The 23875-nt window shown below is 41.3% G+C and carries 27 protein-coding genes; 4 read left to right on the top strand and 23 right to left on the bottom strand.

Features of this window, described 5'->3' with window-relative positions:
- Positions 1-488: 488 nt before the first annotated feature.
- The 7 genes from QPK24_RS09720 to QPK24_RS09690 all read right to left on the bottom strand — a co-directional run bounded on the left by QPK24_RS09720 (position 489) and on the right by QPK24_RS09690 (position 7360).
- Positions 489-1538 (bottom strand): substrate-binding domain-containing protein, encoded by a 1050-nt coding sequence (locus QPK24_RS09720; RefSeq protein ID WP_285748233.1) that lies wholly within the window; start codon positions 1536-1538, stop codon positions 489-491.
- Positions 1539-1615: 77 nt separating this feature from the next.
- Positions 1616-2332 (bottom strand): GntR family transcriptional regulator, encoded by a 717-nt coding sequence (locus QPK24_RS09715; protein ID WP_285748231.1) that lies wholly within the window; start codon positions 2330-2332, stop codon positions 1616-1618.
- A 7-nt stretch (positions 2333-2339) separates the two neighbouring features.
- The gene (locus QPK24_RS09710; protein WP_285748230.1) at positions 2340-3368 is read right to left on the bottom strand and encodes a sugar kinase; all 1029 of its coding nucleotides are present in this window, start codon (positions 3366-3368) and stop codon (positions 2340-2342) included.
- Positions 3355-4116 carry a 2-dehydro-3-deoxy-phosphogluconate aldolase gene (gene dagF, locus QPK24_RS09705; protein WP_285748228.1) on the bottom strand — a complete coding sequence of 254 codons (762 nt, stop codon included), beginning with the start codon at positions 4114-4116 and terminating at the stop codon, positions 3355-3357. The genes QPK24_RS09710 and dagF overlap by 14 nt, the downstream gene beginning before the upstream one ends.
- A 6-nt stretch (positions 4117-4122) precedes the next feature.
- The gene (locus QPK24_RS09700; protein WP_285749237.1) at positions 4123-5166 is read right to left on the bottom strand and encodes a DgaE family pyridoxal phosphate-dependent ammonia lyase; all 1044 of its coding nucleotides are present in this window, start codon (positions 5164-5166) and stop codon (positions 4123-4125) included.
- Between the two features lie 40 nt (positions 5167-5206).
- A complete protein-coding gene (locus tag QPK24_RS09695) occupies positions 5207-6307 on the bottom strand; it encodes an amidohydrolase/deacetylase family metallohydrolase (protein ID WP_285748226.1) in 1101 nt (366 codons plus the stop codon).
- 111 nt (positions 6308-6418) lie between these two features.
- On the bottom strand, positions 6419-7360 hold the full coding sequence (locus QPK24_RS09690) for a DMT family transporter (protein WP_285748224.1): 942 nt from the start codon (positions 7358-7360) through the stop codon (positions 6419-6421).
- A 149-nt stretch (positions 7361-7509) separates the two neighbouring features.
- Between QPK24_RS09690 and QPK24_RS09685 the strand changes: the two genes are divergently transcribed.
- The gene (locus QPK24_RS09685; protein WP_285748222.1) at positions 7510-8403 is read left to right on the top strand and encodes a LysR family transcriptional regulator; all 894 of its coding nucleotides are present in this window, start codon (positions 7510-7512) and stop codon (positions 8401-8403) included.
- Here the strand turns inward: QPK24_RS09685 and QPK24_RS09680 are convergent.
- Entirely contained in the window at positions 8380-9639 is a 1260-nt protein-coding gene (locus QPK24_RS09680) for an MFS transporter (RefSeq protein ID WP_285749235.1), read from the bottom strand. The two genes, QPK24_RS09685 and QPK24_RS09680, sit on opposite strands and share 24 nt — an antisense overlap.
- A gap of 317 nt (positions 9640-9956) precedes the next feature.
- On the opposite strand from QPK24_RS09680, the gene QPK24_RS09675 reads away from it, so the two are divergent.
- On the top strand, positions 9957-10094 hold the full coding sequence (locus tag QPK24_RS09675; protein WP_285748220.1) for a YjcZ family sporulation protein: 138 nt from the start codon (positions 9957-9959) through the stop codon (positions 10092-10094).
- A 58-nt stretch (positions 10095-10152) separates the two neighbouring features.
- Here the strand turns inward: QPK24_RS09675 and QPK24_RS09670 are convergent, their stop codons facing one another.
- Positions 10153-11052, bottom strand: coding sequence for an NAD(P)/FAD-dependent oxidoreductase (locus QPK24_RS09670; RefSeq protein WP_285748218.1), 900 nt, complete (start codon positions 11050-11052; stop codon positions 10153-10155).
- A gap of 196 nt (positions 11053-11248) precedes the next feature.
- Here QPK24_RS09670 and QPK24_RS09665 point away from each other — a divergent pair, with 196 nt between their 5' ends.
- Positions 11249-11890, top strand: a complete 642-nt coding sequence (locus QPK24_RS09665; RefSeq protein ID WP_285748216.1) for a hypothetical protein — start codon at positions 11249-11251, stop codon at positions 11888-11890.
- Between the two features lie 94 nt (positions 11891-11984).
- Here QPK24_RS09665 and QPK24_RS09660 read toward each other — a convergent pair whose 3' ends face one another.
- From QPK24_RS09660 to QPK24_RS09600, 13 genes are all read right to left on the bottom strand, one after another.
- Complete coding sequence (locus QPK24_RS09660; protein ID WP_285748213.1) at positions 11985-12539, bottom strand: hypothetical protein; 555 nt, start codon at positions 12537-12539, stop codon at positions 11985-11987.
- 249 nt (positions 12540-12788) lie between these two features.
- Positions 12789-13127, bottom strand: a complete 339-nt coding sequence (locus QPK24_RS09655) for a DUF3243 domain-containing protein (RefSeq protein ID WP_285748211.1) — start codon at positions 13125-13127, stop codon at positions 12789-12791.
- A 292-nt stretch (positions 13128-13419) separates the two neighbouring features.
- Positions 13420-14277, bottom strand: a complete 858-nt coding sequence (locus QPK24_RS09650) for a prohibitin family protein (RefSeq protein ID WP_285748209.1) — start codon at positions 14275-14277, stop codon at positions 13420-13422.
- Positions 14255-14413, bottom strand: coding sequence for a hypothetical protein (locus QPK24_RS09645; protein WP_285748207.1), 159 nt, complete (start codon positions 14411-14413; stop codon positions 14255-14257). Before QPK24_RS09645 ends, QPK24_RS09650 begins: the two co-directional genes overlap by 23 nt.
- Before the next feature lie 151 nt (positions 14414-14564).
- A complete protein-coding gene (locus QPK24_RS09640; RefSeq protein WP_285748205.1) occupies positions 14565-15470 on the bottom strand; it encodes an NAD(P)/FAD-dependent oxidoreductase in 906 nt (301 codons plus the stop codon).
- A 295-nt stretch (positions 15471-15765) separates the two neighbouring features.
- Positions 15766-16029: a hypothetical protein gene (locus tag QPK24_RS09635; protein ID WP_407082972.1), complete on the bottom strand. Its 264-nt coding sequence runs from the start codon at positions 16027-16029 to the stop codon at positions 15766-15768.
- A 119-nt stretch (positions 16030-16148) separates the two neighbouring features.
- Positions 16149-16910, bottom strand: coding sequence for an acyl-[acyl-carrier-protein] thioesterase (locus tag QPK24_RS09630; protein ID WP_285749231.1), 762 nt, complete (start codon positions 16908-16910; stop codon positions 16149-16151).
- Positions 16911-17037: 127 nt separating this feature from the next.
- The gene (locus QPK24_RS09625; RefSeq protein WP_285748203.1) at positions 17038-17904 is read right to left on the bottom strand and encodes an AraC family transcriptional regulator; all 867 of its coding nucleotides are present in this window, start codon (positions 17902-17904) and stop codon (positions 17038-17040) included.
- Positions 17905-18002: 98 nt separating this feature from the next.
- Positions 18003-19088, bottom strand: coding sequence for a Gfo/Idh/MocA family protein (locus tag QPK24_RS09620; RefSeq protein WP_285748201.1), 1086 nt, complete (start codon positions 19086-19088; stop codon positions 18003-18005).
- A 76-nt stretch (positions 19089-19164) separates the two neighbouring features.
- Positions 19165-20334, bottom strand: a complete 1170-nt coding sequence (locus QPK24_RS09615; protein WP_285748199.1) for a Gfo/Idh/MocA family protein — start codon at positions 20332-20334, stop codon at positions 19165-19167.
- A 2-nt stretch (positions 20335-20336) separates the two neighbouring features.
- Entirely contained in the window at positions 20337-21218 is an 882-nt protein-coding gene (locus QPK24_RS09610; RefSeq protein ID WP_285748197.1) for a sugar phosphate isomerase/epimerase family protein, read from the bottom strand.
- A 210-nt stretch (positions 21219-21428) separates the two neighbouring features.
- Positions 21429-21926 (bottom strand): metallophosphoesterase family protein, encoded by a 498-nt coding sequence (locus tag QPK24_RS09605; protein ID WP_285749229.1) that lies wholly within the window; start codon positions 21924-21926, stop codon positions 21429-21431.
- Between the two features lie 47 nt (positions 21927-21973).
- A complete protein-coding gene (locus tag QPK24_RS09600; RefSeq protein ID WP_285749227.1) occupies positions 21974-22357 on the bottom strand; it encodes a DivIVA domain-containing protein in 384 nt (127 codons plus the stop codon).
- A 250-nt stretch (positions 22358-22607) separates the two neighbouring features.
- Here QPK24_RS09600 and QPK24_RS09595 point away from each other — a divergent pair, with 250 nt between their 5' ends.
- Entirely contained in the window at positions 22608-23186 is a 579-nt protein-coding gene (locus tag QPK24_RS09595) for a TraR/DksA C4-type zinc finger protein (protein WP_285748193.1), read from the top strand.
- A 57-nt stretch (positions 23187-23243) separates the two neighbouring features.
- On the opposite strand, the gene QPK24_RS09590 is transcribed toward QPK24_RS09595, so the two are convergent.
- Complete coding sequence (locus QPK24_RS09590) at positions 23244-23816, bottom strand: ArsR/SmtB family transcription factor (RefSeq protein WP_285748191.1); 573 nt, start codon at positions 23814-23816, stop codon at positions 23244-23246.
- Positions 23817-23875 lie beyond the last annotated feature (59 nt).

Genomic DNA, 23875 nt, shown 5'->3' with positions numbered 1-23875 from the left:
TCAAAGTACATAGCCCCCTTCGTAATGATGACACCTTGTTACAGTATAGCTTTCTGTTATCTAAAAATGATTGCACCCGTAAAATAAATGGAATCATTTTACAAAACAACAATAACACCACTATCTGATGTTAGTCAAACAATATTTTACATAAATAACATTTTGTTATTCCCAGAGTATGTATCTGGCTTTTCACTATGGTGTCAGCTGTTTCTTGTGTCGATCATACAACCAGTTTGCAGGTCTCTATTTCTAAATTTTGTCTATATTATGACAGGTTAAAGCCTTCAACTTCCCCGTGATATTTATGTATTTAACAGAAATAAGAATTCAAATATCAAATTTCATATCGAGGCAGGATCATTTATTATACATAACAAAAATAAAACAGCATTCTTTTTGTTATCCATTTTCAAGAAAACAAAAAGCAAAAAAAACCATTAATCATGGAAATTAGATTCCATCACTAATGGTTCTCGTGTGTTAGCTTATCCTCTTTTTGCTGTCATATATGTATCTCTGTATATGAGATCTGCATGGATCAGAAGACGTTCCACCGGCAAAGATGGATGATCTACTCGCCATAATAATTGATCTACTGCCCTTCTTCCAAGTAATGACTTATTTACATCAACGGTAGCCAGCAGCGGAAGATTTGTTTCTACGTTATCAAAACCGGTTACAGCGCAATCTTCTGGTACGGACACATCTTGTTTCGATAATTGTTCAAGCACAAAAAGTGCGGTTGAATCATTTACACACACGAATACTTCAGGAAGCTGACTTCTAGGAATCTCACTTACCGCTTGCATGAGTCCCTCCGTTTCTTCGTGGAACAGTTTCGTGTTCTGCTCTAAAGGAATGTTATGCTCATCGAGTGTCATTCGAAATGCCGTCCATCGTTCTAAAAAGCTGGGTGCATCATAAATATTCCCTACAAACTGAAACTTGCGATAACCAGTTGCAATTAGTTGATTCATCATCTCTCTCATGAGACTGATATTGTCACTAAAAACAGTGTCACAGTGAAATGCGGAATCCGAATGATCTAACATCACAACCGGAATCTGCATCCGCTGAAATTCAAGCAATAACGCAGAAGATACAGCACCCACCGTGATTACTCCTTGAATTGCATCGGGATTAAGTAACGAAAACACTTTATCTGAAGAAGGTTCAGTTAAGGTCAGAATATCGAATCCCTTCTCATTGAGCCTAGCAGATATGCCTTCGAACATAGGACCCCAGTACAGAGAATCTTTGTTCTGATACCTTATATTCGGAAAAAGAACCAAGACTGTACCCGTCTGTTTTCGCCAATCGGGGGTTAACTCTTTCTCTTTTTCCTGCTCTAATGCAGCAACTCTTGAAGCACCGCCAAATCCATTCTTAAAATAACCCAGCTGTCCCGCCGTACGAATAATCTTATCTCTTGTCTGTTCGCTAACTCCAGATTTGCCTGTGAGTGCTCTAGATACAGCGAATTTAGATACACCAACCGTATCCGCGATTTGCTGCATTGTCACTTTTTTTCGCATCTTCTCACCTGTCTTCTATGGTCAAAATGTTCACAATATAGCGACATCTTATCATATTCCAGAGTAAGAAGCATACTCTATGTCTGATAATCTACAATGTACGGCTTTAAATTGGTGTTATAGTAACCAACACTCCACTCTATGGCATGATTCCTCTCATCATACGTATACCTATGTCTTTGAAGCACGATCTGGCCTTCTTGCAACGCAAGTTCCCCGGCAACCTCTGCAGGCAGCGGACCAATCGTAAATTGATCCTGATAACGTTCCGCCACGAGATTTTGCTCTTCCAGCCACTCGTACAAAGAAAAATCAGCACCCTGAATCCAGTCTAATCTGCCTGCTGCTTCAGGTAAAACTCGGTGTTCATAAAAGATATAAGGTACTTCATTCAAATAGTAAAGTCGCTTTATGCAGAGACATGAGGGGCCGAATAAATGATATGCCTCGCTGTCTGGACCGTTTTGCTCCACTTTTTTATCAATTAGTTTCTTATCAATTCGGTCCCCTTGCTCCACCAGGATTTCTGTAAATCTCTTACCTTTGGATAGTGGAGGTGAAGCCGCATTTCGAAGCACCGTCGTACCGACTCCGCTCTGTTTCTGTACGTACCCCTCTTGTTTTAACTCCTGAATCGCACTTCGCACCGTCATTTTACTCACTTTAAATTCTTGTTCCAATTGCGGTTCTGAAGGAATAAGTGAACCCACTGGATATATGCCGTGAACAATGCGGTCACGAATCGTTTTTTTTAGCTGCAAATAAAGCGGCCCTTTTTTTCTTGACAGGGACACAGAATCACTACCTTTCAATATCTAACACTTGCTCATTCATAACTTGAAGAATATCCTCTTCTGATGACGGAGCTGTATCTCCGACGATGGTATGGGCAAGGACAGAAGCAGCGGTTGCATACTGAACCGTATACCCTGGATCGTATCCACAAATCTCCCCATGAATCACGCCAGCAGTATAGGCATCCCCTGCACCAATTCGGTCAAGGACTTGTACCTTCATCGGTTTTCCAAACGTAAGCCCTTTATCTTTGTGATATAAAAAACCTTGGATATAATGACTGTCAGCTTCAATCGTTCTCTGTGTTCCCGAAATGACACGAATACCATAATCTTTCGCAATCTGCGGAATAAGTTCTTTGATTTGCTCTATTCGGTCAGCAGAAGATGACTTATATCCTAGCAAAGAGATTGCATCACGTTCGTTCATCATCACAATATCGGCAAGATGCAGCATATCTTCGTAATGAGTCCTTGCCTGCTTCTTATCCTCCTCTGACCATAAGGATGCCCGAAAGTTGCAATCAAAGATGACCGATCCGCCTTTTGATTTTACCACGCTTGCCAGTGTTTTCATTATGTATCTCATCTCTTCATTCATCGCGAGTCCAATCCCGCATAGATGAAAATAATGACTGTCTTCAGCAAAAGATAAGTCTGTGTAAGCATGATGTGAAGTTGTGTTAAACGCACTATTGACACGGCTAGCATAGGTTACTTTACTTTTTCTAGACCCATATCCTGTTTCAAGAAAATAAGATCCGAGCAGCTGCCCATCCCTTCGTACGTACTTCATATCAAAACCGAGTCCTCGAAGAGCTGCCTCTGCAGCATCTCCTAATGAATTGGCAGGCAGTGTGGTTACGATAGCGCCTTTATGCCCAAGCTTTATAAGAGCCGCAACTACATTGACTCCCGTTCCCGAGAAGGAATAGTTCAGCGATCGGCTTTGACTCAAAGTCAGATGGGAGGGAACCTCGAGCCGCATCATAACTTCTCCAAATGATGTAATCTGCTTACGGTTACCCGTTGTCATAAGCATCCACCTCGAACTTTAGAATATTCGTTAACTCTTGAACATCCTGAATGATGGTCTGACCTGTTATTTTGTCAATAATGGATGAATATACGTGAGGGATCACTGCAGGGACTCCGGCTTTTAGTGCAATCTTTAAAATTTCACGAAAGTTCTCTTTATCTATTCCTCCCGTTGGCTCTAGTGCAAATCCTGCTTTGGCACAAGCACTCGCTACAGCCATATATTCTTCTTTTGTATCCAGCCCGTTCATTGGAAAATACTTCAATGCATTTCCGCCCATATCAGAGACAAGAGCAATGGCAGCTTCCACAGGAACAATGGCCTTCTCCGTGACAGAAGAACTTAGTGGGCCTGTCGAGAGATTTACATATCCCGGTTTTCCGCAAGGAGAAACAAGGCTGTTAATCCAGCTTGATTTTCCATTCAGACTCGCACGAGTTACACCTACTCCAGTAAACACTTGGTTGATATGTGTCCCTGCGTATTCTCTTGCAATTTCAGCTACAACTTCAGACTGTCTTGGATCCCCTGCACCAAGCCCAATGGATACTGCATCTTCACATACTTCGCCATATTGTTTCATTGCTTCCACTGCAGAACTTGCATCTGGATAATTTTTAGATAAAACACCGATGACTACATATCCATCCGCTGCTTCAAAGATTTCTTTGGCATTTTGCACACTGCCAGCCAGTACATTCAGGGCCGCCCTGCCTTTATATAAACGTTTCTCCATAGTCGTCATATAGCTCTATTCCCCCGATATAATTTGATGAATACGTGAGTAAATGATGTTCATATCATCTTCTTTTAACGATCTTGGATCGATATCAAAATAGCCCTGTCTTACCCCATAATCACGGGTATAAATTGCTATATCTCCAGTACGAAGCTGCTCTGCAACCTCAGCAGCGGTAATTCCTGTTATCTGTTCCTGAATCCGAATACGACCGCGATATATAAGTCTGCCTGCTTCATCTTGTACGATCGACATCTCTACACCATTAAGTTTGGAAAGAGGAGCAAGCTGCTGCAGTTCTTGTTTCTCCTGATCACTTTTGTCTGTTTTCATCTGGTATTCGTCTAATGCTTTCAGCAGTCCAAACGTCGTTTCTTTCCCCACTTTCATACTCCGCCCAATACCTGACAGCTGAACTTTCAACCAATCTATATACTGCTTTTTGCCTGCTACAATCCCCGAAGTAGGACCTTCAATCGCTTTGGATCCGCTAAATATGACCAGGTCCGATATCGGTATATAGCTTGTCAAATCTTCTTCTGCAGCTGCATCAATAATGAGAGGAATTTGGTACATTTGTGCTACTTCATAGGCTTCCTCTGCGGATATCATATTTTTCTGGACACAGTGATGGGATTTTACATATAAAATAGCGGCTGTTCGCTCATTAATTGCTTCTTCGATATGTTCCTTTTTTCCTTCGTTTGCATAACCAACTTCAAGAAGTTTGCCCCCGCCAAGATAAACCATCGTTTCAACTGGGGCCCCATACTGCACATTATGACCTTTCAGCATGACGATTTCATTCTTTTGAATGGGTTCCTGATGTAATTTTTCGCTCTTTCTCTTGTTTCCTTGGGTAACCATTGCAGCGACCGAAAGGGCGATCCCGCTTGATGCGGAATTCACTACAACTGCTGACTCCGAGCCTAATACACGTGCAATGTGATCTCCTGCTTTGTTCGTCAGATCCGCAATTTCTACGTACTGCTGCCCACCCTGTTTCATTGCCTCCATAACCGTGTCTGTTGGTGCCGATACGCCAAGAATACTCATTCTCCCACTTGCATTAATTACACGTTTTAATCCATATTGCTCAAGAATAGAACTTGTCACCGATGATTGCTCCCTTCGTTTCAATGATTGTCTGTGTGCTGCGAATCTCGCCCATGGAATCGGCCAGTACATATTGTCCTTGAACAAGTCTAAATAAAGTGAGGTTCGCTTTATCCCCTACTTGAATTCGTCCGAGTTCAGGCCGCTTCAGCCAAGTCGCAGCTTTCACTGTAACCGCATTCACGATATCCGTTAGAGAATAGCCAAGTAGTAAAAATTTGCTCATGACCTCAGCTAAGCTATGTACAGGGCCATTTATTCGATTACCCCGGTATATATCAGAGCTGATGGTATCCGGGTGAATACCCGATTTTTTCACCCTTTCTGCTACCTGATAAGAGAAGCTTGCGGTACCGTGACCCACATCTAAATGCACTCCCCGTTTTATAGCAGCAAGAAAAGCAGGTAACACTTCCCCCTTCCCATCTAGTATGTTATTTTCCTTGCCATTCAAATAATGAGTAATGATATCTTTACTCTGAAGCAAGTTCAGCACTTCTTCGATTTCAGGCGGTCCTGAACCGATATGTACCATAAGAGGCAATCCTGTTTTGTCAGACATAGATCTTGCCATATGAAGCGGGCGAATACCTTCATCCTTAACCACACTTCTGCTCATCCGGGCTTTAAGTCCAACGATAAAGGAACCTAACTCACGAATTGAAGCCTCGATCGTTCTCTCATCGATCCATCCCGCAGAACTTAGTTCATCCTGCCGTTCTCCCAGCCCTATGCGCGAAATGTTAAGAAAGGCGAGTACCCTCGTAGCCGTTATTTTACTCAGCTCAGCCAGTTTCCCGATATCATCGGCTCCACAGCTGCCAGCGTCAACGATGGTAGTGACACCTTGCCGTACTCCAATCTCATCGATTTCATCTCCATAAGGCCGATAACTTTCCATTGCATGGACATGCATATCAATCCAGCCGCTGGATACGAACAAATCACTGCAATCCAAGATTTCGTCTCCACACGCTGTACCCGCTGCTGATTTTTCCGCGATTATGCCATCTTTAATGATTAGATCAAAGCGCTCTGGATGATCTGCCGTTCGTACGGAGCGAAGGATTGTTATCCCCATATCACTCCTCCTTATTCCTATATTTTCTAATTATTTATGGGATTATATTACCATGATTTTCCAGTTAGGTAAATATAACGTTATAATGTTTATGAAAAATAAAAAGATCGTCTATGTCGACGATCCTTCACTAAGATTTATTTCAACACCTATTTGTTCTGTGTGTTTATGTTTTCTAAACCGCTGAGGCAAACGCGGGGTAATCTCTGTAAGCAGCACCCCTGATAAGATTAAACAAGCACCAATGAATCCATTCCAAGGCAAGCGTTCACCGTAGAAAATAAAAGCAAATCCGGCTGCAAATACAGGCTCAAGTGAGAATATCAGTCCTGCACGGGTTGAAGTCATATGCCGCTGTGCTAGAATTTGAATTGTATAAGCTACTGCACTGCACAGTATAGTCAGCCCCATAACTGCTATCCATGCTTCGCTTGAATTCGGAAGTTTTGGCTGTTCAAATAGGAGTGAAAAGATGAAAGCGATCCCGCCGGCGAAACCAAGCTGTAAAATACTGAGTACGATAGCGTCGCCTTTTCGCACCATAACTCCAGAGACAATAATATATACTGCATACATCATCGCCCCTAAAATACATAATAGATCTCCTGATCCAATACTCAGGCTTTGATCTAGTGTTAATAAGGATATTCCGATGACAGCCAGCATAATGCAACCTGCCATTTTTCTGCTTGGAAGCTTTCGTCCCCATAATGAGGTAAACAGTGGTACAAAGACGACAGATAAACTGATTAGAAAACCTGCCTGAGAAGTACTTGTCCGTTTGACGCCATAAGTTATAAATACAAAGGCCATAAACAGAACTGCACCTAATATAAATCCTTGTCCTACAAGCCTTACAGTCACATAGGACCATTTTTTATAAAACAATATACCAAGCAGCAAAAATGCAAAACCAAACCGTAAGGCAATCAGGTTGATTTCTTGAATACTACCAAGACCTTCTTTCATAAACAAATAGGAAGACCCCCATAAAAGAGTGACTAACAGCATTTGCAAATCCGCTTGTTTTTTTGTGTCCATTCGCCTAAACATGTCTTTCTTCTTCTCCCTTATTCCCTGTTATGTATGTCAGCTGGCCGCTCTCATAAGAGCAAGACAAAGTATATAACAAGTCTTTCCATTAGAAAAATGAATGTTTATAATACATAACATGAAATATTTTCATGTAAGGAGAAATCGTTGTGAGTATAACTAAATATGCGATTTTATGTACTGTCGTTGAAGTCGGCAGCTTAACGAAAGCGGCTACCATCCTTAACTTAACGCAATCTGCTGTTAGTCACGCCATTTTAAGCCTAGAAAAAGACTGCGGATTCCCCCTTCTTATCCGGGCGAAGTCTGGAATTCGCCTCACCACAAATGGGGAAAGAATCTACCAATACATGAGAGAAATTCTAAAGTGGCAGGAAATGCTGCAGCAAGAAATTGATTTGCTTCATGGAATTCAGACAGGCACTGTACGTATAGGTACCTTTACCAGCGTCTCTTCTCAGTGGCTTCCTGGTGTCATAAAATCTTTTCACCAAGAATTTCCTGCAATAAAAATTAAATTGAGAGAAGGTGACTATGCGGAAATTAAAAACTGGATTGCTTCTGGTGTCGTTGATTTTGGCTTTATTACACTGCAAGGTAAGTCCCAGCTTGACAACATTCCTTTGAAGAAAGATCGTATGGTATGTATCGTTTCAAGTGAACATCCACTTGCCGATGCCCCTTCTGTTTCTCTTACTTCACTTAGTAATGAACCCTTTATTATGCCAAAATGGGGAGGTGATGATGAGATTGAGACGATGATCAAAGAACATAAAACAAAGCTGAATATAAAATATGAAATTGCCGAGGAGCAGGCAATCATTGGGATGGTTCAACACGGACTTGGTATCAGCATTTTACCTGAAATGGTACTTTCCAGACTCCCTGATACCGTCCGTGTTATCCCCATTGAAGAAGAACCATACCGTCTAATCGGGATTGCGGCTCCTTCATTATCCGAACTTTCCCCAGCTGCCAGCAGGTTTCTCCAAGCGATTCAAGACGGGTTACGTCTACATTTACTGGATGACTCTCGAAGTTGAATCTAATTTTCGTCGTTCAAGCAACATAAAGTATATACAATAAACCAGCAGTACTACGGCGACCATCCACTGGAGCGATGAAGCGGAGACTACTGCTGTTTTCACATCTATAAGTTCAGCAAACCTGCTAAACAGCCAGATCATAACCATCTCAAGAAGGGACTGAATGAAGCTGTATACACTTGTCACTCGGCCGATCATGGAGACAGGAATTTCATTCTGAATGTATGTATAATAGCCTGTATTCATAAAAGCCTGGAAGAATGACAAGATGACAAACCCTACACCTGTAACAACCAAGTGATGCGAAAAACTGTATATAACATAACCTGTTGAAAATAGTAAAGCACCATAACCCAGCAATGTCATGGTATGGAGTCTATCTACCATTCGAGTCTGAATAAAGGAACCCAGCAAAAAACTAATTCCGGTGATGCTTAAGAGCATACTGTACTGTGAATCACTGCTGTGAATAACTTGTGTTAGAAAAGAAACTTCCAGCGAATCCAAAGCAGCAGCCATGATCATGATTCCATGAAATAGCCCATAGATTATGATTACTTTTACATGTGTTTTACTAAATTGCCATACGACCGACCAGTCTTTTTTGAGCATCCTCCACTTTTCACTTCTATGACCATGACTTTGCTCTGCTTTTTCATGATCAGGCGTAGAGACAGCTCCCAGTTTAGGTAAGCCTGTAAGAAGAAGTGCTGACATTAGAAATGAGATCCCATTTACCATGATCGCAGTTTCACTGCTGGAAATGGCAAACAATCCACCTGCTGCTGCAGGACCAATAACATAAGCACCTGACTGAGTCAAAGAAACCCATGCATTATATTTCTTTCGTAAAGCAGCAGGAATGAAAGAAACAGTGTAGGAGAGTGAAGCCGGTTCAAACAAAGAACTAGCCATACTGATGAGAAATACGAAGATATAAATAAGAGGTAACGAAGGTAAAAAGGGAACTGCGAGGATCAAAAGAGCCCGAAACAGATCAAGCCAAATCATCATATTTCGTGTATTCCACCGATCTACCAAACTTCCAGCAAATCCTGCAGTAATCATCGTAGCAATCGGCCTAAGAATATATAACAGCCCAACCGCTGCTGGGGATCCTGTCATATGTAGAATCATTAAATTAATAGCAATCAGATAGATCCAATCGCCAATATGAGAAATTCCTATACTCGACAGCAAAAAGTGAGCATGTCTTTTTTTAAATGTATACATATTCAATGGGTTACATCCCTCTCTATTTAGAGGGCAAATGGCTATATTACGCTACACCGGATGCCCTGCATTCATTATGTTCATCATGATCTCCTCCTTTTCTCATCATTCTCTGTCGTTTGTTACTGTTCATATGACATGGATTATTCATTATTTATCTCTCCTTGAAATTTTATCCATTAGCATAACGTATTCTCATTCATCTGACAACCTAAAGTTAAGCCCGCCCAAATTAAGGGCAGTTTATCGAATAGCCCAATCTTCTGCCGCCCTCCATACATAAGATGCTTAAGGTCAGTGAGAGGAGGTCAGTTCATATGAGCAATGATCAACGTAACGGCGGGTTTGATTGTGGTTGTGGTACTTCTGGATTTGACGGAGGAAAGTCCATCGGTGCTATTTTAGTACTCTTTATCCTTCTTGTTATTATCGCCAGTGCATTTTGTAATTACTAATCAGATGATAATCTTAAAGAAGACCCCTTAAATATATGGGAGTCTTCTTTTCTTTTGCTCAAAAATCAGCACGAATCAGGTCCATATTAATCCCAATTGCTGCCCTACTTCCTTCTCCTGCCGCAATGACTAGCTGGGTCGGGGAGATAACCGAATTATCTCCAGCGGCATAGATTCCGCGAATTGAAGTACGACCATAACCATCTGTCTGAATGGCTCCCTTGTCGTTCATTTGGCAACGAAGTTTGTAGCTAAGATTACCTGAATGTGACAGCTGGGGAGTAACAAATCCTGCTTCACAGGTAAGTTTATCTCCACTTGTAAATGAAATGCCTGATAACTGGCCGTCTTTACCAAGCAATTGATGAATGGGCTGATCTATTACCTCAATTCCTCGGACTTGCAGCATCCGGTATTGATCTGGTGTTACTATGGAATGTCCATTCGTACATAACACTAAAGCTCTACTCCAATGTTGAATGATCTGTGCTGTTGCGAAAGCATTCTTCGATTCCGTAATAAGAACAAGCTTCTTTCCTCTTACTTCATAACCATCACAGTACGGACAACTGAACAAACTCTGACCATAAAAGGAATCTAAACCTCTGATTTGAGGTAATTTTTCCTGCATCCCGCTGCTTAAAAGTAATGTTCTGGCTGTTTCGCGTGTTCCCGTGGAAGACAGCACTTCAAATCCTCCGTGATGATGATGGCGGACATCTACTATTTCTTCCTCTTTCTTTTGAATCGTAGGGTATGCACTTAGATCCTTGTGAGCTAGTCTTCTGAACTCTGCTGGTGTAACTCCATCCCTGGTTATAAAACCGTGAGAATGACGGGCAGGTGCATGTCTGGGTTTTCCATGATCAAATAAGAGGACTTCCCGCATGGATCGTCCAAGAACTAACGCTGCACTAAGTCCTGCGGGTCCTCCCCCGATAATAATACAATCATACATAATTACACCTCTTTTATCTCGCGATCTCATTAGGCATTATATGCAGCAAATAATCGTTCTACGTCCTCTATCACTTCATTATTGTTTCATGGATTTTTCAGCTGAGTTTATATTTCCGTACATGTTCAGTTCATATGAACAAAGTAAAATGAACCAATGAAATCTAAAAAACCATAGATTGAAGGAGAATTTGATTATGAAACGAAAAAAAAGCTCAATCCTTGCATCTCTGAGCCTGGCTAGTGTGTTAGTTCTCACCTTGTTATCAGGCTGCGGATCAACTACAGACGATGCAGAGTCGAATCCAGCCGCCGTAACAGAAGCGAATCCTTCGACTTCTGCAAATACAAACGAATCAGAAACCCAGGGTACCCTGTTATTGGGGAAAGTTAAATCGATCGAAGGCAGTACACTGACCATCTATACTTCACCAACTCAGCCGAGGGAAGGGAATGGAGGGAATCCTCCTGCAAGGAAAGCTCCACAAGGCGAGGCTCCGCAAGGTGAGGCTTCGCAAGGTGAAGTGCCTGCTGCTGGCTCGGGCCCTGGAACAACTCCACCACAGCAAGGTGAAGCTCCTGAAGGAACTGTCCCTGACATGCCAGCAGATGGCGCTGCACCGCCAAGTATGGACAATCTATTTACGGATGAAACCATGGAAATTACGATTACAGACTCTACTACTATGCCTTCCACCAGTGTACAAGCTGATGACATTGTGAATATTACGCTTGAAGAGGGAACTCAGAATGCAATATCTATACAAGTTCACAACGGGTTGGGAGGACCCGCACAGAACGGCGCAGTAAATACTCCTACAGAGACAGAGACTCCATAGTTATCTTCCATAATGGCACCTATTCGTCGCCTTAATAACGAAAAGCCCCTTACCTAATAGGAAGGGGCTTTTCGTTATTCTTTTATAATAAACCTTAAGGAATATACTGCTGAACGATTTGAATCACTTCTCCATCTTGAACGGTAACATGATAAGGGAATTGGCTCATGTCTAAGTTATCTTTCTGATTGTAGAGAGCGATGAATTTTTCAAGACTGATTTTTTCGTTCCAGTTGATATCAATATCTTCTGGCTGACCCGTACGGTCGTAAATTTGCACTAATATCTCCGCATCAGGAGCAACTTTTAACTCGTAAGTGGAAGGATCGTCATTAACGATGTAATAACCATCTGGCGCATAGTCGATGCCTGCATTCGGTTCATTTTTGACAAGAGCTTCATCCGCAGCCTTACCTTCGAACCACTCGATATCATCTGCCTGAATTTCCAGTTGTCCATCTATGTTATTGATATTTGTTATATAAATCGTTTCTTTGGTCGTATCCGTTATATCTTTATTTTCCGTCTGAACCTCGGGATTCGTTGGTTTTGCTAAAACTGTCGATGCCTCATAATTCAAATTTCCATATGTAAAGGAACCCATAAAAATTACGCTTAATAAACTTATTGTCAGTAGTGTTTTTTTCATCTTGCATCTCTCCTCATGTTCAGCATGATTCCCCTAATGCAAAATCATCTGACTAGTTCCTAGAGTCGAATAAACTGTACATCCATCAAAAGTAGGTTAAATTTTCATTTCTGTGCACTTTTCAGCTCTAGATATATTATAAACGTTGTAAATGATGAAAGAGTTTCAAAGTTGTTATTAAAAATATAATAAATTTTCATTTTAATGTGTTTTGGGTCCCCTAAGGGACCCGCCTGCGTATGATCTAGATTAATTTTTAACAAACCGTACAAGTATGCTTGCCAGCGTATCTTTCTCCTCAGGATCCGCAACATTCCAAAGCTCCTGAAGCAGCTTTTCTTCCCGATTACGCGGCTCTTCCTTCGCTGCCAAAATATCCGCTACTTTTTGGGCTACTTTTGCCAACTGTTCTTCATTTAGACCAAGGGATTCACCGAGTGAGACGCGTTTATGAAGGTATTGTTTGAATGCATCAAAGCTTTCCAAGATATCTTCTTTCTGCTCGGCATCCATACGCTCGATCACGTTCTCGACTTGATCAAGCTTCATTTCTTTTTCTTTATTAATCATATGTGTTTGTTCTGACATCAGATATCACTCCAATTTCACATTTCGATTTTTTTCCATTTCGATAACATAGCTTGTCTTACTTTTTATTAACCTTGTCTTCCTCATTGAAACAGAAAAAGCAGTGGATAATCACAACTTCTTTTATTTTTTTATTTTAGGAAGCGTATTGTTGAACCAGATTCCACAGAAGATCCACTCACCATGGCAACTGCCGCTTGTCCTCTAAAACACACAATGGGATGAAAACACCTTGCTTGATAACTTAGGGAACTGCATAAACCAGTATTAGGGGAGTTTCCTCCCCCTGTTGCTATTTAGTTGTTTCTGTCTTCTGAGAAGGCAGCTGGATCACAGGGATGTTAGATCCACTTACATACGGTAATACGCCATCCCATTTCTTAACGGTTTCATATTGTACTAATTCTTCCGTTAATGATTGTTGAAGAACTTTATTTGCCTTGGCCTGGCCTTCTGCTTCAATTAACAATTTATCAGCATTACCTTGTGCTTCCACTCTTTTTCTATCTGCTTCTTTCTTAGCAATCTCAAGTTCCGTAGTCTTGCGTTCAAGTTCTTGAGAAGCTTCTACCCGTTTATCAATAGCTTCTTGTGTTTTGGCATCTGGCTGCGGTACCCCGACCGTTACATTGGAAACAATGAAACCAAGCCCTGCCACGTCATCTGAGAAACGTTGTTGTACATCGATTGCTGCATCCGATGATTTCTCTCCATATACATCAATGACAGTAAACTTAGAAATTCCTTTACGTGCAGCATCACGGAATCTGGTTTTCAAATAGGTGTCTTCAATTTCTTCAATACTAATCGGGCCAAATTTATTAAAAATGAATGATACCTTATCTGGTTCTACTTGATAGTTGTAAGCAAAATCAATGGTGATACTCTTACCATCAGAAGTAGCAATCTGAATATCCTTGTATTCTACCGTTTGAATCCGAATCGGATATTTAGTCACCTTGTCGAATGCCCCTACCAGTTTCCAACCTTGGCTCAGTGTATTATCTTTAACTCCTCCATTTGGTGAATAAACGACGCCAACATAACCGTTTGGAATTCGTGTTACAAATAAACTAACCACTAATATAGCAATAATGATTACAGCTCCGATCACGATTCCACCGATTTTAAACGTCTTTAGATTCTTCATTCGCACTCTCCTCTTTCGTAAATTGTTTATATTTCTTCGTCACTTTCTCTCCCACTTTAGTGAAGACTGGAGTTAACAGTATCCACACGACAAAAGCCAAAATAAAGACAAGAATAATCCCGCCAATAAACGGCATATGATCACTTCCTAAATAGACGTTACTTTATATGTATGTATCAAAATGATGACTAACTACATCTGAAGCTGTTTTTGTTGATGTATCATTAAAAAACCGCAAAAAAACACCCCTCTATAGGACATAATGTTCCTACTTGAGGGGGATCGTTTTATTTTTTCATATGATGGAGGGTTTTGTTGATCCAGATTCCACACAAGACTCCGTCACCCATGGCAACTGCGGCTTGCTCTGAATGAATGCCCAGATCTCCAGCAATCCATACATTCTCTACTGTGGACATACGGGATCTTGCATCTGCTGCTGCATGTTTATTGTCAGCTACTTCTGCTCCAAGTTGTTCAGCAAGCTCAGAGTGAACTTTGTTATTCCCAAAAGCAATAAACCCGCGTTCTGCTTCTATTCTTCTGCCGCTTTTTAAAATAACAGTGGACATCATTCCATCTTGTTCTTCTATTTTTTCAATCGGTTCTTCAATATACTCAATGTTTTTATCTTTTAGTTTTTGAAGAATTTCACTTGGGATATCCGCCTGCTCGTGATTAATATATGTCAAATCGAGGGTTTTGCTGGAAAGAATACGAGCCATACCCGCACCCGCTGTTCCCGAACCCATGATAATTGTTTTTTTATTCTTAATCTCATATCCATCGCAATCTGGGCACACATATACCGACATGCCAAGCGTGTTTTTTAGTCCAGGAAGTTCAGGATGACGATCCGTTAATCCGGTTGCAAGCAGTAGGGTTTTTGCTTTATACACTGCGCCGTTTTCTCCGGTTAATGTGATGATCTCCTCTTCTTTATGTGCCTTAACGACACGATCATGAATGAACTCTATTCCATAGGATTCCGCTTGCTGTCTTCCTCTCTTCCGAAGTTCTTGCCCTGATATTCCGTCCGGAAAACCTAATATATTATGATAGCTTCGGCATAAACTTGATCTGCCTTCTCCGTAATCAATAACGAGCACCTTATGCTCCGCGTAACGTCCCAGCTGTATCGCCGCTTGAAGTCCAGCAATTCCTCCACCTACAATAATGCAATCTTGTATCATCCTATCCCTACTTTCTTTCTCGTTCTATCTATTTATCCAAAAGATCTAAAGATCATCTCCATTATCCTTAAACATTTCGGTTTATTTTAAACGTAGGCAAATCAATTTCATAATACCTTTAGTTGCTTTAGTCATGACTATATATAGATCAAAATGGTTCTATTTGTCTATATATAGTTACAAATTTATCGTTTTAATTGAGTTATGAAATTGATTTTGGATACGAACAACAAAAAAGAGACCATGTTCTGCATGATCTCTACAAAAGCTGCTCTTATAACGAGTGAAACGGACTTTACTTTCGGTAGTCCGCACGGTACTTTTCTTCTGTCGAGGAATTGCTTTTTGTCGCTTCTTTATCTTTTTCTTCCTGCTGCTCTAAATTCAGATCTTCCATAGGAATAGGATCAACATTTAACTCATCATCAAAACGATCAAATAGACTTTCTTCCTCTGTCTTATACTGTTCTGGGTGATCCATTGTGTTGTAGTTATTCTGGTTGTTACGTTCAGGATCCTTGTTCTTGTCTGGTTGATGACGATCTGGAACTTGACTCATTACGAATCCCTCCCTTTCCGTTGTTCTTGCTATTCATTACCATTAACTAGTAAATTTCAAACATGAAGGTTATATCAAAATAAAAAAACACTACAGATAACTCCGCAGTGTTTTCATATTTAAACATCAAACTGGATTTCCGCTTCAAAAATGATCTTTCCTTCTTCGTTTATACCTTTGAACCAGATGGATTGATCTATGAGATCGGAACGTTCTATTATTCCCTGTTCACCAAGTTTCACTTCTCGGTGATAGGTAATCCGAAAGCGATTCATACGCAGATTTCGAGCTTCATCTGCTTCTAAAGCATCGTAACAGAGATCTGCATATTTGGCATTATTCACATGGCTATTACTGTCCATAAGACTATATGTAGCAATGAATTCATAAGCTTTTTTCATTTCTAACTCTTGCGGAACAGCTACCTTATCTGGGGGTCCCTCAGAAACTTCTCCTTCTACGATTGGAATCTCATAGGGAAACGCAGTTGGACGCATAATTTTTCGTTTGTTAATATCCACAAGCGTCCAGGCCGAACGAGCATAGCCTGCGGCTCCTGAAGATCCTATTAATTCGTAGTCTCTTAACCAAACAACTCCCCGGTAACCCTTAGACCACGTAGTTAGTTCCATCTTTTCCTCAAGTACAGGGTGCTGAGTAATTGTAAGATCCATCGTCATCAGCATCCATCCAAAACCGTCACGCAGCATTTCAGAAATTGTAATCCCAAGCTGCTGTAAATGCCGGTCAGCACCATCTTGCAATCGTTCCAGCAAGGCGGATAGTTTTATTTTCGATTCCGTATCAGCTTGACTAGAACTTACAATAAATGTTTCGATTCCTTTTTCATTCATCACTTCATTCTTGATATCTTTGTTCATTTCATTCACGATTTTATTCACATCCTTTATTCACTTTCAAGTAACACTTTACTCCTTATCGTGAAAGAAAGGCAAATTGTGACTATATCATCAGAATAAAGATCGTGAATTTGCATAAGGGATTTAGTTAACGTAACCAAGATCCTTGGCTGGTTCGATAAGCTTCTGGTGTACAGCCTGCCGCTTGCTTAAATGTACGGCTAAAGTGGGAGATCTGTTTGAATCCTGCTTTGCGGCTGACTTCTGTTACACTGAGATCCGGCTGAAGGCGAAATAAGAGTTTTGCTTGGTTAATCCGTCTTTGATATAAATACTTGATGATCGTAGTACCGGTTAATTCTTTAAACAGGGCAGCCATATAAGGTTTAGATAAATGAAGTGCACTCGCAATATTGGAAAGATTTATTTCTTCCATATAATGTACTTCAAGATAGGTTATAATCCGCTGCAAGTGTTCTTCTTTATCTGATAAAATCCTTCGATGCTTCATCGCCGTTTCAGAGAAAAGTGCAGTCATCGTAAGAAAATCGCACAGTTTAAAAACAAAACGATCATAAGTAAAGTCTCGTTCCTCATGGCCTTGAAATAATTCATTCATCTGTGTGAAGATCAGCTCCACTTCCGTTTGCTGTGCATTAGAGAGATGGATCACTTCATTGCTTAGTCTCTCAAAAGGTTCAAGGAGCCTTTTTGCTTTCTCGGGCTGTACATATTCTTCGATTACGGAAGGATAAAAATGAAGTGTAGTACGGATATACGGTACGACAGGTTCAGGGTGTGCCTGATGCAACGTCATTCCATGCATAAGAATCAAATCCCCTGGTTCAAGTACATGAACTTGATCCCCAATAATATAGTTGCATTTACCCGTGTGAAAATAATAAATTTCATAGTAAGGGTGCGAATGAAATCCATCTACCGCTTCCATATGTAAGGGTTCACAATTCAGATAATTAAAATTAAGCGGCTCCTTCATCTGCAATGTGTAAGCCAATCGTAAGGTCACTCCTTTAATCGTTACCCTGTTCTTAGGCTCCATTGTAACATGATGCGGTCTGCCGCTGTTATAGTCATTGTCCTGCAATCTTACAATTATTTAGCCAAGGTAAGCTGCTCTGCCTGCTGCTGAGCTAATAGACATATTTCAGCTGCTTTAAAGGCATGATCTTGTGTCATCGCGTTCTCCGTCCGATGTAAACAATCGAGTATCAATTGACCAAAGAAAGGATACCCTACCTTTCCTTTTACTCCAAAGTGATATTCTCCCTCGTGATTTACAAGGTATACTTGATCGCCTTCTCGATCCCTTGCAATGTCCGTATACTTTCTAAGTTCAATATATCCATCTGTACCGAGGATGGTAGTTCTTCCATCTCCCCAGGTAGACAGGCCATTTGGCGTGAACCAGTCCACTCGAAAATAACCGGAAGCTCCGTTATCGCCAAGAAGTGAAGTTTCTCCAAAGTCTTCAAGCTCTGGATAGGCAGGATGATGTAGATTCACAGCCCGGCTGTACATTACTTTTGCGTCCTGAGAGGATGAAAAACTAAGGAACTGCTCCACCTGATGGCTGCCAATATCACAAATAATGCCTCCATATTGGGATTTACGAAAAAACCAATCTGGGCGACTAGCAGCATTTAGCCTGTGAGGTCCTGTCCCCATGACCTGAATCACGCGTCCAATCGCTCCCTGGTCAATAAGCTGCCCTGCATAAACGGCACTTTCTACATGAAGACGTTCACTATAATAGACCATATATTTTTGGCCTGTTTCTTTTGTTTTTTTACGTGCAGCTTCTAGCTGACCCAGAGTGGTAAATGGTGTTTTGTCGGTGAAATAATCTTTTCCTGCATCCATTACAGCAAGCCCAAGATCGCCCCGTTCTGAAGGAATGGCCGCTGCTGCCACCATCTTTACCTCAGAATCTTGCAATATCTCTTCGAGCGATCTAGCCGCTTTGACCCCAGGATACCGCTGAATGAATGATTTTACTTTCTCAGGGTCTTTGTCGTACACCCATCTCAGTTCTCCCCCCGCCGCAATTAAACTCCCGCACATTCCGTAAATATGTCCATGATCCAAAGCTGCCGCGGCAAATATAAATTCTCCCGGACCACATACTACCTTCTGCGCTGCACTCTGAGGGGAGTATAACATTCCATCCTTTGCACTCATGAGAATCCTCCTATTCTTCTTTGGGCATTTCGTTGAGATTCAGTTAAATGGTTATTAGGCAAGTCACTTTGCTAAGTTAGAAAGTACCTTTCAAATCTATGGGTTGTGTCTGTTCGTATCCTTCGGACTTGCTAACCTGAGAACTAAGAATTCGATCCTGCAGCTGCTCATAAAATAACTCTTCATCGATTGGAAGTTCCACCCAATCATCCGTCCAAGTAGATAAATACATGGCATTCGATAAGGTAAGTCCCTTAATCCCTTCTTCTCCTGGAGCGATCAGCGGTTTCTGCTTCAGAATCGCATCGATAAAATTTTGAATAATACCAGGATGTCCAGTCTCGATCCCGGGAGTAGGAATTTTCTTTTTTATATATTCAGGTATGGCAAAAGGATTTGTGTTCCGCTTGTTAAATTCACTCTCCGGTTCACTCAGCTGCCAGAATGTCAGCTCTCCATCTTCGATGACAATTTTCCCGCGGTCACCTGTGATTTCAAACCGATTTGTACCCGGAGCATCTCCCGTAGTCGTAACAAATACACCTGTCGCTCCGTTTTCGTACTCTGCATAAGCCGTAACGTCATCTTCCACTTCTATATCACGGTATTTACCAAAAGAACAAAATGCACGAATTCGCTTTGGCATCATGCCGGTTGCCCACTGCCATAAATCCAGTTGATGAGGATCTTGGTTAATGAGCACCCCTCCGCCTTCACCAGCCCAGGTGGCACGCCAGCCTCCCGAATTGTAATACGACTGCGAACGGTACCAGTTCGTAATGATCCAGTTTGTACGCCTAATCTCTCCGAGCTCGCCAGATGAGATCAGTTCCTTCAGTTTGATATACAGAGGATTCGTACGCTGATTATACATAATGGAAAATACGTTACCACTTCTTGCTGCCGCTTCATTCATCTCACGCACTTGCTTGGTATGTACGCCCGCTGGTTTCTCAATAAGTACATGAATATTACTTTCGAATGCTGCGATTGCTTGCTCCGCATGATGATAATGCGGCGTTGCTACAATTACTGCATCGACCTTACCGGATTGCAGCATTTCGGAAGGGTCATTATAAAAGGTAATGCCTTCTGGCAGATTCTGTTCCGCCCATACCCTAGCTGAATCTCTGGCATCACATACAGCACTTAGGACGGCTCCTTCAATCTGACCTTTCACCAGCGTCAATGCATGTGAAGAACCCATATTACCGATCCCGATCACACCAACTCTTACGAATTCCATAGCTATACCTCCGCCCATATCTCGTTAAGAAGCGCTTTCATATGATGACTGAAATGCTTCAGCATTTCCTCAGAAGGAAGACTTTGACTAAAATCCTCGATTCCTAGATACCCTTTGTAGTCTACAGATACTAAGTCTCGGAGCACCTGACTCCACTTTACTACTCCACCAAGCAATGGCGACCAGTTACACTCATATTCTGACTCCGCGGAACCTATACCACCACTTAATCCTTCCTTTTTTGCCCAGACTGCGTTTTTAACATGGACATGTGCAAGATAAGGACCAAGCAACTCCAGACCCATTCTGTAATTCTCAAATCCTTCGTGCACCATGTTGCCCGGATCATATAAAACACCGACATGACCTGGATCAAAACGGGACACCAGACGATAAGCGAGTGAAGCACTTGGGGCAATGGTTCCATGGTGTGTTTCGACAAGTGCCTTTACACCATAGGTTCGGGACATTTCCTGAACTTCAGACAAGTACGCATCGGCCTGTTTATACAAATCATGATAGTTTTCCGCTCTGTTATAGGAAGGGACACCTACCCGCATCATAGAAGCTCCTAAAACATGTGCTGTCTCAAATGCCTGCTCAGTAGAAGCAAGATCCGTTACCGATAAATAAGGAACAAGTGCAATAGAGGTCAGTCCTGCTTGAACTGTTAAGTTTCGTATATCCAGAATGTTATCTTTCGTTCCCGCTGGATCAATCGACGCGAGATTTCTTCCCCAAAACGAAGGGGTATCCGCCCTTGCCTCATCTGGGATCCCTTTGTATCTCCATTCGATGCCTTCGATTCCGGCTACAGATGCAGCCTTTACCAGTTCCTGTGGCGTCATATCCGGAGTTGCTACCGTAAATACAGATAACTTCAATTTGAGCCCTCCTCTCCAATAAAATCGTATTCAAGTACTATCGTAGCATCACTTTAAAGGCACAGATACGTTACCTCCTAAACAGAAGAACCTCAGATAACGGATAGAGGAAGATGAACACTCTCATGCAAATAAAAATAACGCAAACCCCTCTAGTCCTGCGAACAGGGGGGGCTGCGTTATTTCGTGGATTTTATAAAAAAGTACGTTTTACGACTTATGATCATAAAAAACATGTTCTGCATGAATGTCGCCATCGATGGTGATCACGCCATGTGAATATTGCTGTTGTCTTCGTTTGTCAGTCGGTGAACCTGAATTAAACAAGATACAGTTACCATGCTGTTTTAATAAAGGGATATGAGAATGTCCAAAAATAATACAATCTACCTCTTCTCCACTGAATGCGGCTAGTGCATTTTCCTCAGTACTCCCTTTTCCAAGATGTCCATGTACGATCCCAAAACGCTTTCCTCCTGCTTCTACGATCGTTTGCTCAGGCAGAATACCCCTTAACATAATAAGGTCCGTATTCCCTGTTACCCCATGTACCTTGCCCATGGATGAAAGCTCTTCATAGACTGACATATCACTCCAGTCACCGGCATGAAAGATAAGGTCAGAATCTTGAATATCATGAAGCAGCGGAGCTGGCAATACTTTTGACATTCTAGGCATATGTGTATCGGATAGAACAGTTATTTTGATCATATTCGTGTCTCCTTCATTAAAAATGAATGGTTACTATGACTTACTTAGTCAAGATATGGATCTCTCGCTTCCGGCCGAGGCAATTTTCCTTTTAATTGACGAATGCTGTATTCAAGTTGCTTCACTACTTCTTCGAGCTGTTTACGATCAATGAGATTTGGATCAGCTTCCGGTTTTGGAGCATTTTTCATACTTCGAATCGTATACTGCTGCTCTTGCCATTTATCCATCAAATCCGAAATATGGGCATAGAAACGTTCATAATCCTTAATGACAAGGTCCAAAAATTCATCCACCTCATCTGGATCATAACCTCTGAGTTTATAATTAAATTGCTTTTCATGGATTGATAGAGCATCCAGTTGAATGCCGAGCTGTTTAAATAATTGTTTTTGCTTATCTAAACGACGCTTCATATGTTCATCCATCATAACGACCCCCATTACATCTTTCCTAAGGAAACCCTTCCCTCTGTAAAACAAAGGTTCCTTCTATTTTATATCATAATTTACGCGATTAAGAAAACGATTCCGTATAAAACCTGGCTTTACGCTCCATTAATTTACTTCTTATCCAAATACCATAGGTTAAAAACCCAACATTCATAGACTTGGTTGTAATTCAGTAAAACAGGGTAATTAGATGACACAATCGAAATCTGGAAGGGAGACGTTAGTTATGACAGCAGCACTAACAAAAGCCGAATTAAAAACATTACAAGAACGACTTCTTGAGGAGAAAGAATCCATTGAGAATCATTTTGATATTAACCGAGAGAGCACTGAGGGCGAGCCCGACTCTCTTAGAGAATCTATAGGAGAATTATCTGCGGTTGATAATCATCCTGCCGACTTAGGTACAGAAACCTTCGAACGCGCACGTGATCTCGCTGTAGATGAACATCAAAGCAATGAACTTGATCAAATTAATCATGCCCTGGATCAAATCGAAGCAGGCTCTTACGGAAAGTGTGAAATATGCGGTAAGCCCATCCCCTTTGAAAGACTAGAAGCACTGCCCTTTACCACACTTTGTGTGGAGGATGCGGCCAAAGTACAAGAAGGAGATCTTAACGATACACGGCCTGTAGAGGAACAAGTGATGACCCCCCCTCCACGCGGTGCAGGAGAAATCAGCCAGCGTAATGCCGGTAAATTCGATAATGCGAATGCATGGGAAATGGTAGAAGACTTCGGTAACTCCGATTCACCAGCTACTTCTACAAAAAGAGACGTTACAAATTATGATGATATGTAAGGCTTGTCCACCATATGAGAAGAACCTTTCCATCTAAGGAAAGGTTCTTTTATACTGTTAATAATGAGGGTTACGAACAAAACTAGCAAAGAGATCATAGCTCACTTTCTCTTTCTCTTTTTCTTTCTCTTTATCTTTCTTTTTACTAAAATAAGGTTCACATAAGCGGATCAGTTCTTGCTGTAAGATCTTTGCTTCTGCTTCTGTCATATACAGCGTACGATTAAACAACTGTACGGAAGAAGCATCCTCAGATGTTCGCTTTATAAAGTTGTTTTTATGACGGTCAAATAACTCATTCAGGTGCTGAACCTGTTCTCCCTTAACTACTTCTTGTATTTCTGCATTTTCTATATGTTTCTGTCCGATCTCTATTTCTCCAGAAAAGACGGCATAATACTTTGCCACTATCCCGTTAATTTCTTTTGTATTTACCAAAGATAACAGGCCAATCTTCTCTAATTTTTTAACATGGTAATGCACTTTAGCAGGAAGTTCTCCAAGTTCATCAGCAATTTCTTTCACCGTAGCCGGTTTACCAAACCGGCGAAACACATGTAAAATCCTCAAACGATAAGGATCTGAATAGATCTTAATCTCTTCCGTAGTAGACAACAATTTTACATCCATGAATGATCCCACCTTTAATAAGGATTGATGACTATTATAGAGTGTACGGATGCACGGGT

The sequence above is a fragment of the Paenibacillus polygoni genome, assembly GCF_030263935.1.
Classification (GTDB): Bacteria; Bacillota; Bacilli; order Paenibacillales; family Paenibacillaceae; genus Paenibacillus; species Paenibacillus polygoni.
This window is presented reverse-complemented; position numbering and strand designations above follow the sequence as displayed.

Bases quoted from the DNA above. Each gene is read 5' to 3' on its own strand.
- QPK24_RS09620 (WP_285748201.1), bottom strand. From the start codon at position 19,088: ATGAGTGCAAAGGATGGAATGTTATACTCCCCTCAGAGTGCAGCGCAG.
- QPK24_RS09630 (WP_285749231.1), bottom strand. From the start codon at position 16,910: ATGAACAAAGATATCAAGAATGAAGTGATGAATGAAAAAGGAATCGAA.
- QPK24_RS09640 (WP_285748205.1), bottom strand. From the start codon at position 15,470: ATGATACAAGATTGCATTATTGTAGGTGGAGGAATTGCTGGACTTCAA.
- QPK24_RS09650 (WP_285748209.1), bottom strand. From the start codon at position 14,277: ATGAAGAATCTAAAGACGTTTAAAATCGGTGGAATCGTGATCGGAGCT.
- dagF (WP_285748228.1), bottom strand. From the start codon at position 4,116: ATGACGACTATGGAGAAACGTTTATATAAAGGCAGGGCGGCCCTGAAT.
- QPK24_RS09600 (WP_285749227.1), bottom strand. From the start codon at position 22,357: ATGGATGAACATATGAAGCGTCGTTTAGATAAGCAAAAACAATTATTT.
- QPK24_RS09670 (WP_285748218.1), bottom strand. From the start codon at position 11,052: ATGTATGATTGTATTATTATCGGGGGAGGACCCGCAGGACTTAGTGCA.
- QPK24_RS09675 (WP_285748220.1), top strand. From the start codon at position 9,957: ATGAGCAATGATCAACGTAACGGCGGGTTTGATTGTGGTTGTGGTACT.
- QPK24_RS09665 (WP_285748216.1), top strand. From the start codon at position 11,249: ATGAAACGAAAAAAAAGCTCAATCCTTGCATCTCTGAGCCTGGCTAGT.
- QPK24_RS09635 (WP_407082972.1), bottom strand. From the start codon at position 16,029: ATGAGTCAAGTTCCAGATCGTCATCAACCAGACAAGAACAAGGATCCT.
- QPK24_RS09710 (WP_285748230.1), bottom strand. From the start codon at position 3,368: ATGACAACGGGTAACCGTAAGCAGATTACATCATTTGGAGAAGTTATG.
- QPK24_RS09660 (WP_285748213.1), bottom strand. From the start codon at position 12,539: ATGAAAAAAACACTACTGACAATAAGTTTATTAAGCGTAATTTTTATG.
- QPK24_RS09590 (WP_285748191.1), bottom strand. From the start codon at position 23,816: ATGGATGTAAAATTGTTGTCTACTACGGAAGAGATTAAGATCTATTCA.
- QPK24_RS09645 (WP_285748207.1), bottom strand. From the start codon at position 14,413: ATGCCGTTTATTGGCGGGATTATTCTTGTCTTTATTTTGGCTTTTGTC.
- QPK24_RS09595 (WP_285748193.1), top strand. From the start codon at position 22,608: ATGACAGCAGCACTAACAAAAGCCGAATTAAAAACATTACAAGAACGA.
- QPK24_RS09690 (WP_285748224.1), bottom strand. From the start codon at position 7,360: ATGTTTAGGCGAATGGACACAAAAAAACAAGCGGATTTGCAAATGCTG.
- QPK24_RS09655 (WP_285748211.1), bottom strand. From the start codon at position 13,127: ATGTCAGAACAAACACATATGATTAATAAAGAAAAAGAAATGAAGCTT.
- QPK24_RS09615 (WP_285748199.1), bottom strand. From the start codon at position 20,334: ATGGAATTCGTAAGAGTTGGTGTGATCGGGATCGGTAATATGGGTTCT.
- QPK24_RS09695 (WP_285748226.1), bottom strand. From the start codon at position 6,307: ATGGGGATAACAATCCTTCGCTCCGTACGAACGGCAGATCATCCAGAG.
- QPK24_RS09700 (WP_285749237.1), bottom strand. From the start codon at position 5,166: ATGAGTATTCTTGGCGTATCGGCACCAACAGACACGGTTATGGAGGCA.
- QPK24_RS09680 (WP_285749235.1), bottom strand. From the start codon at position 9,639: ATGTATACATTTAAAAAAAGACATGCTCACTTTTTGCTGTCGAGTATA.
- QPK24_RS09720 (WP_285748233.1), bottom strand. From the start codon at position 1,538: ATGCGAAAAAAAGTGACAATGCAGCAAATCGCGGATACGGTTGGTGTA.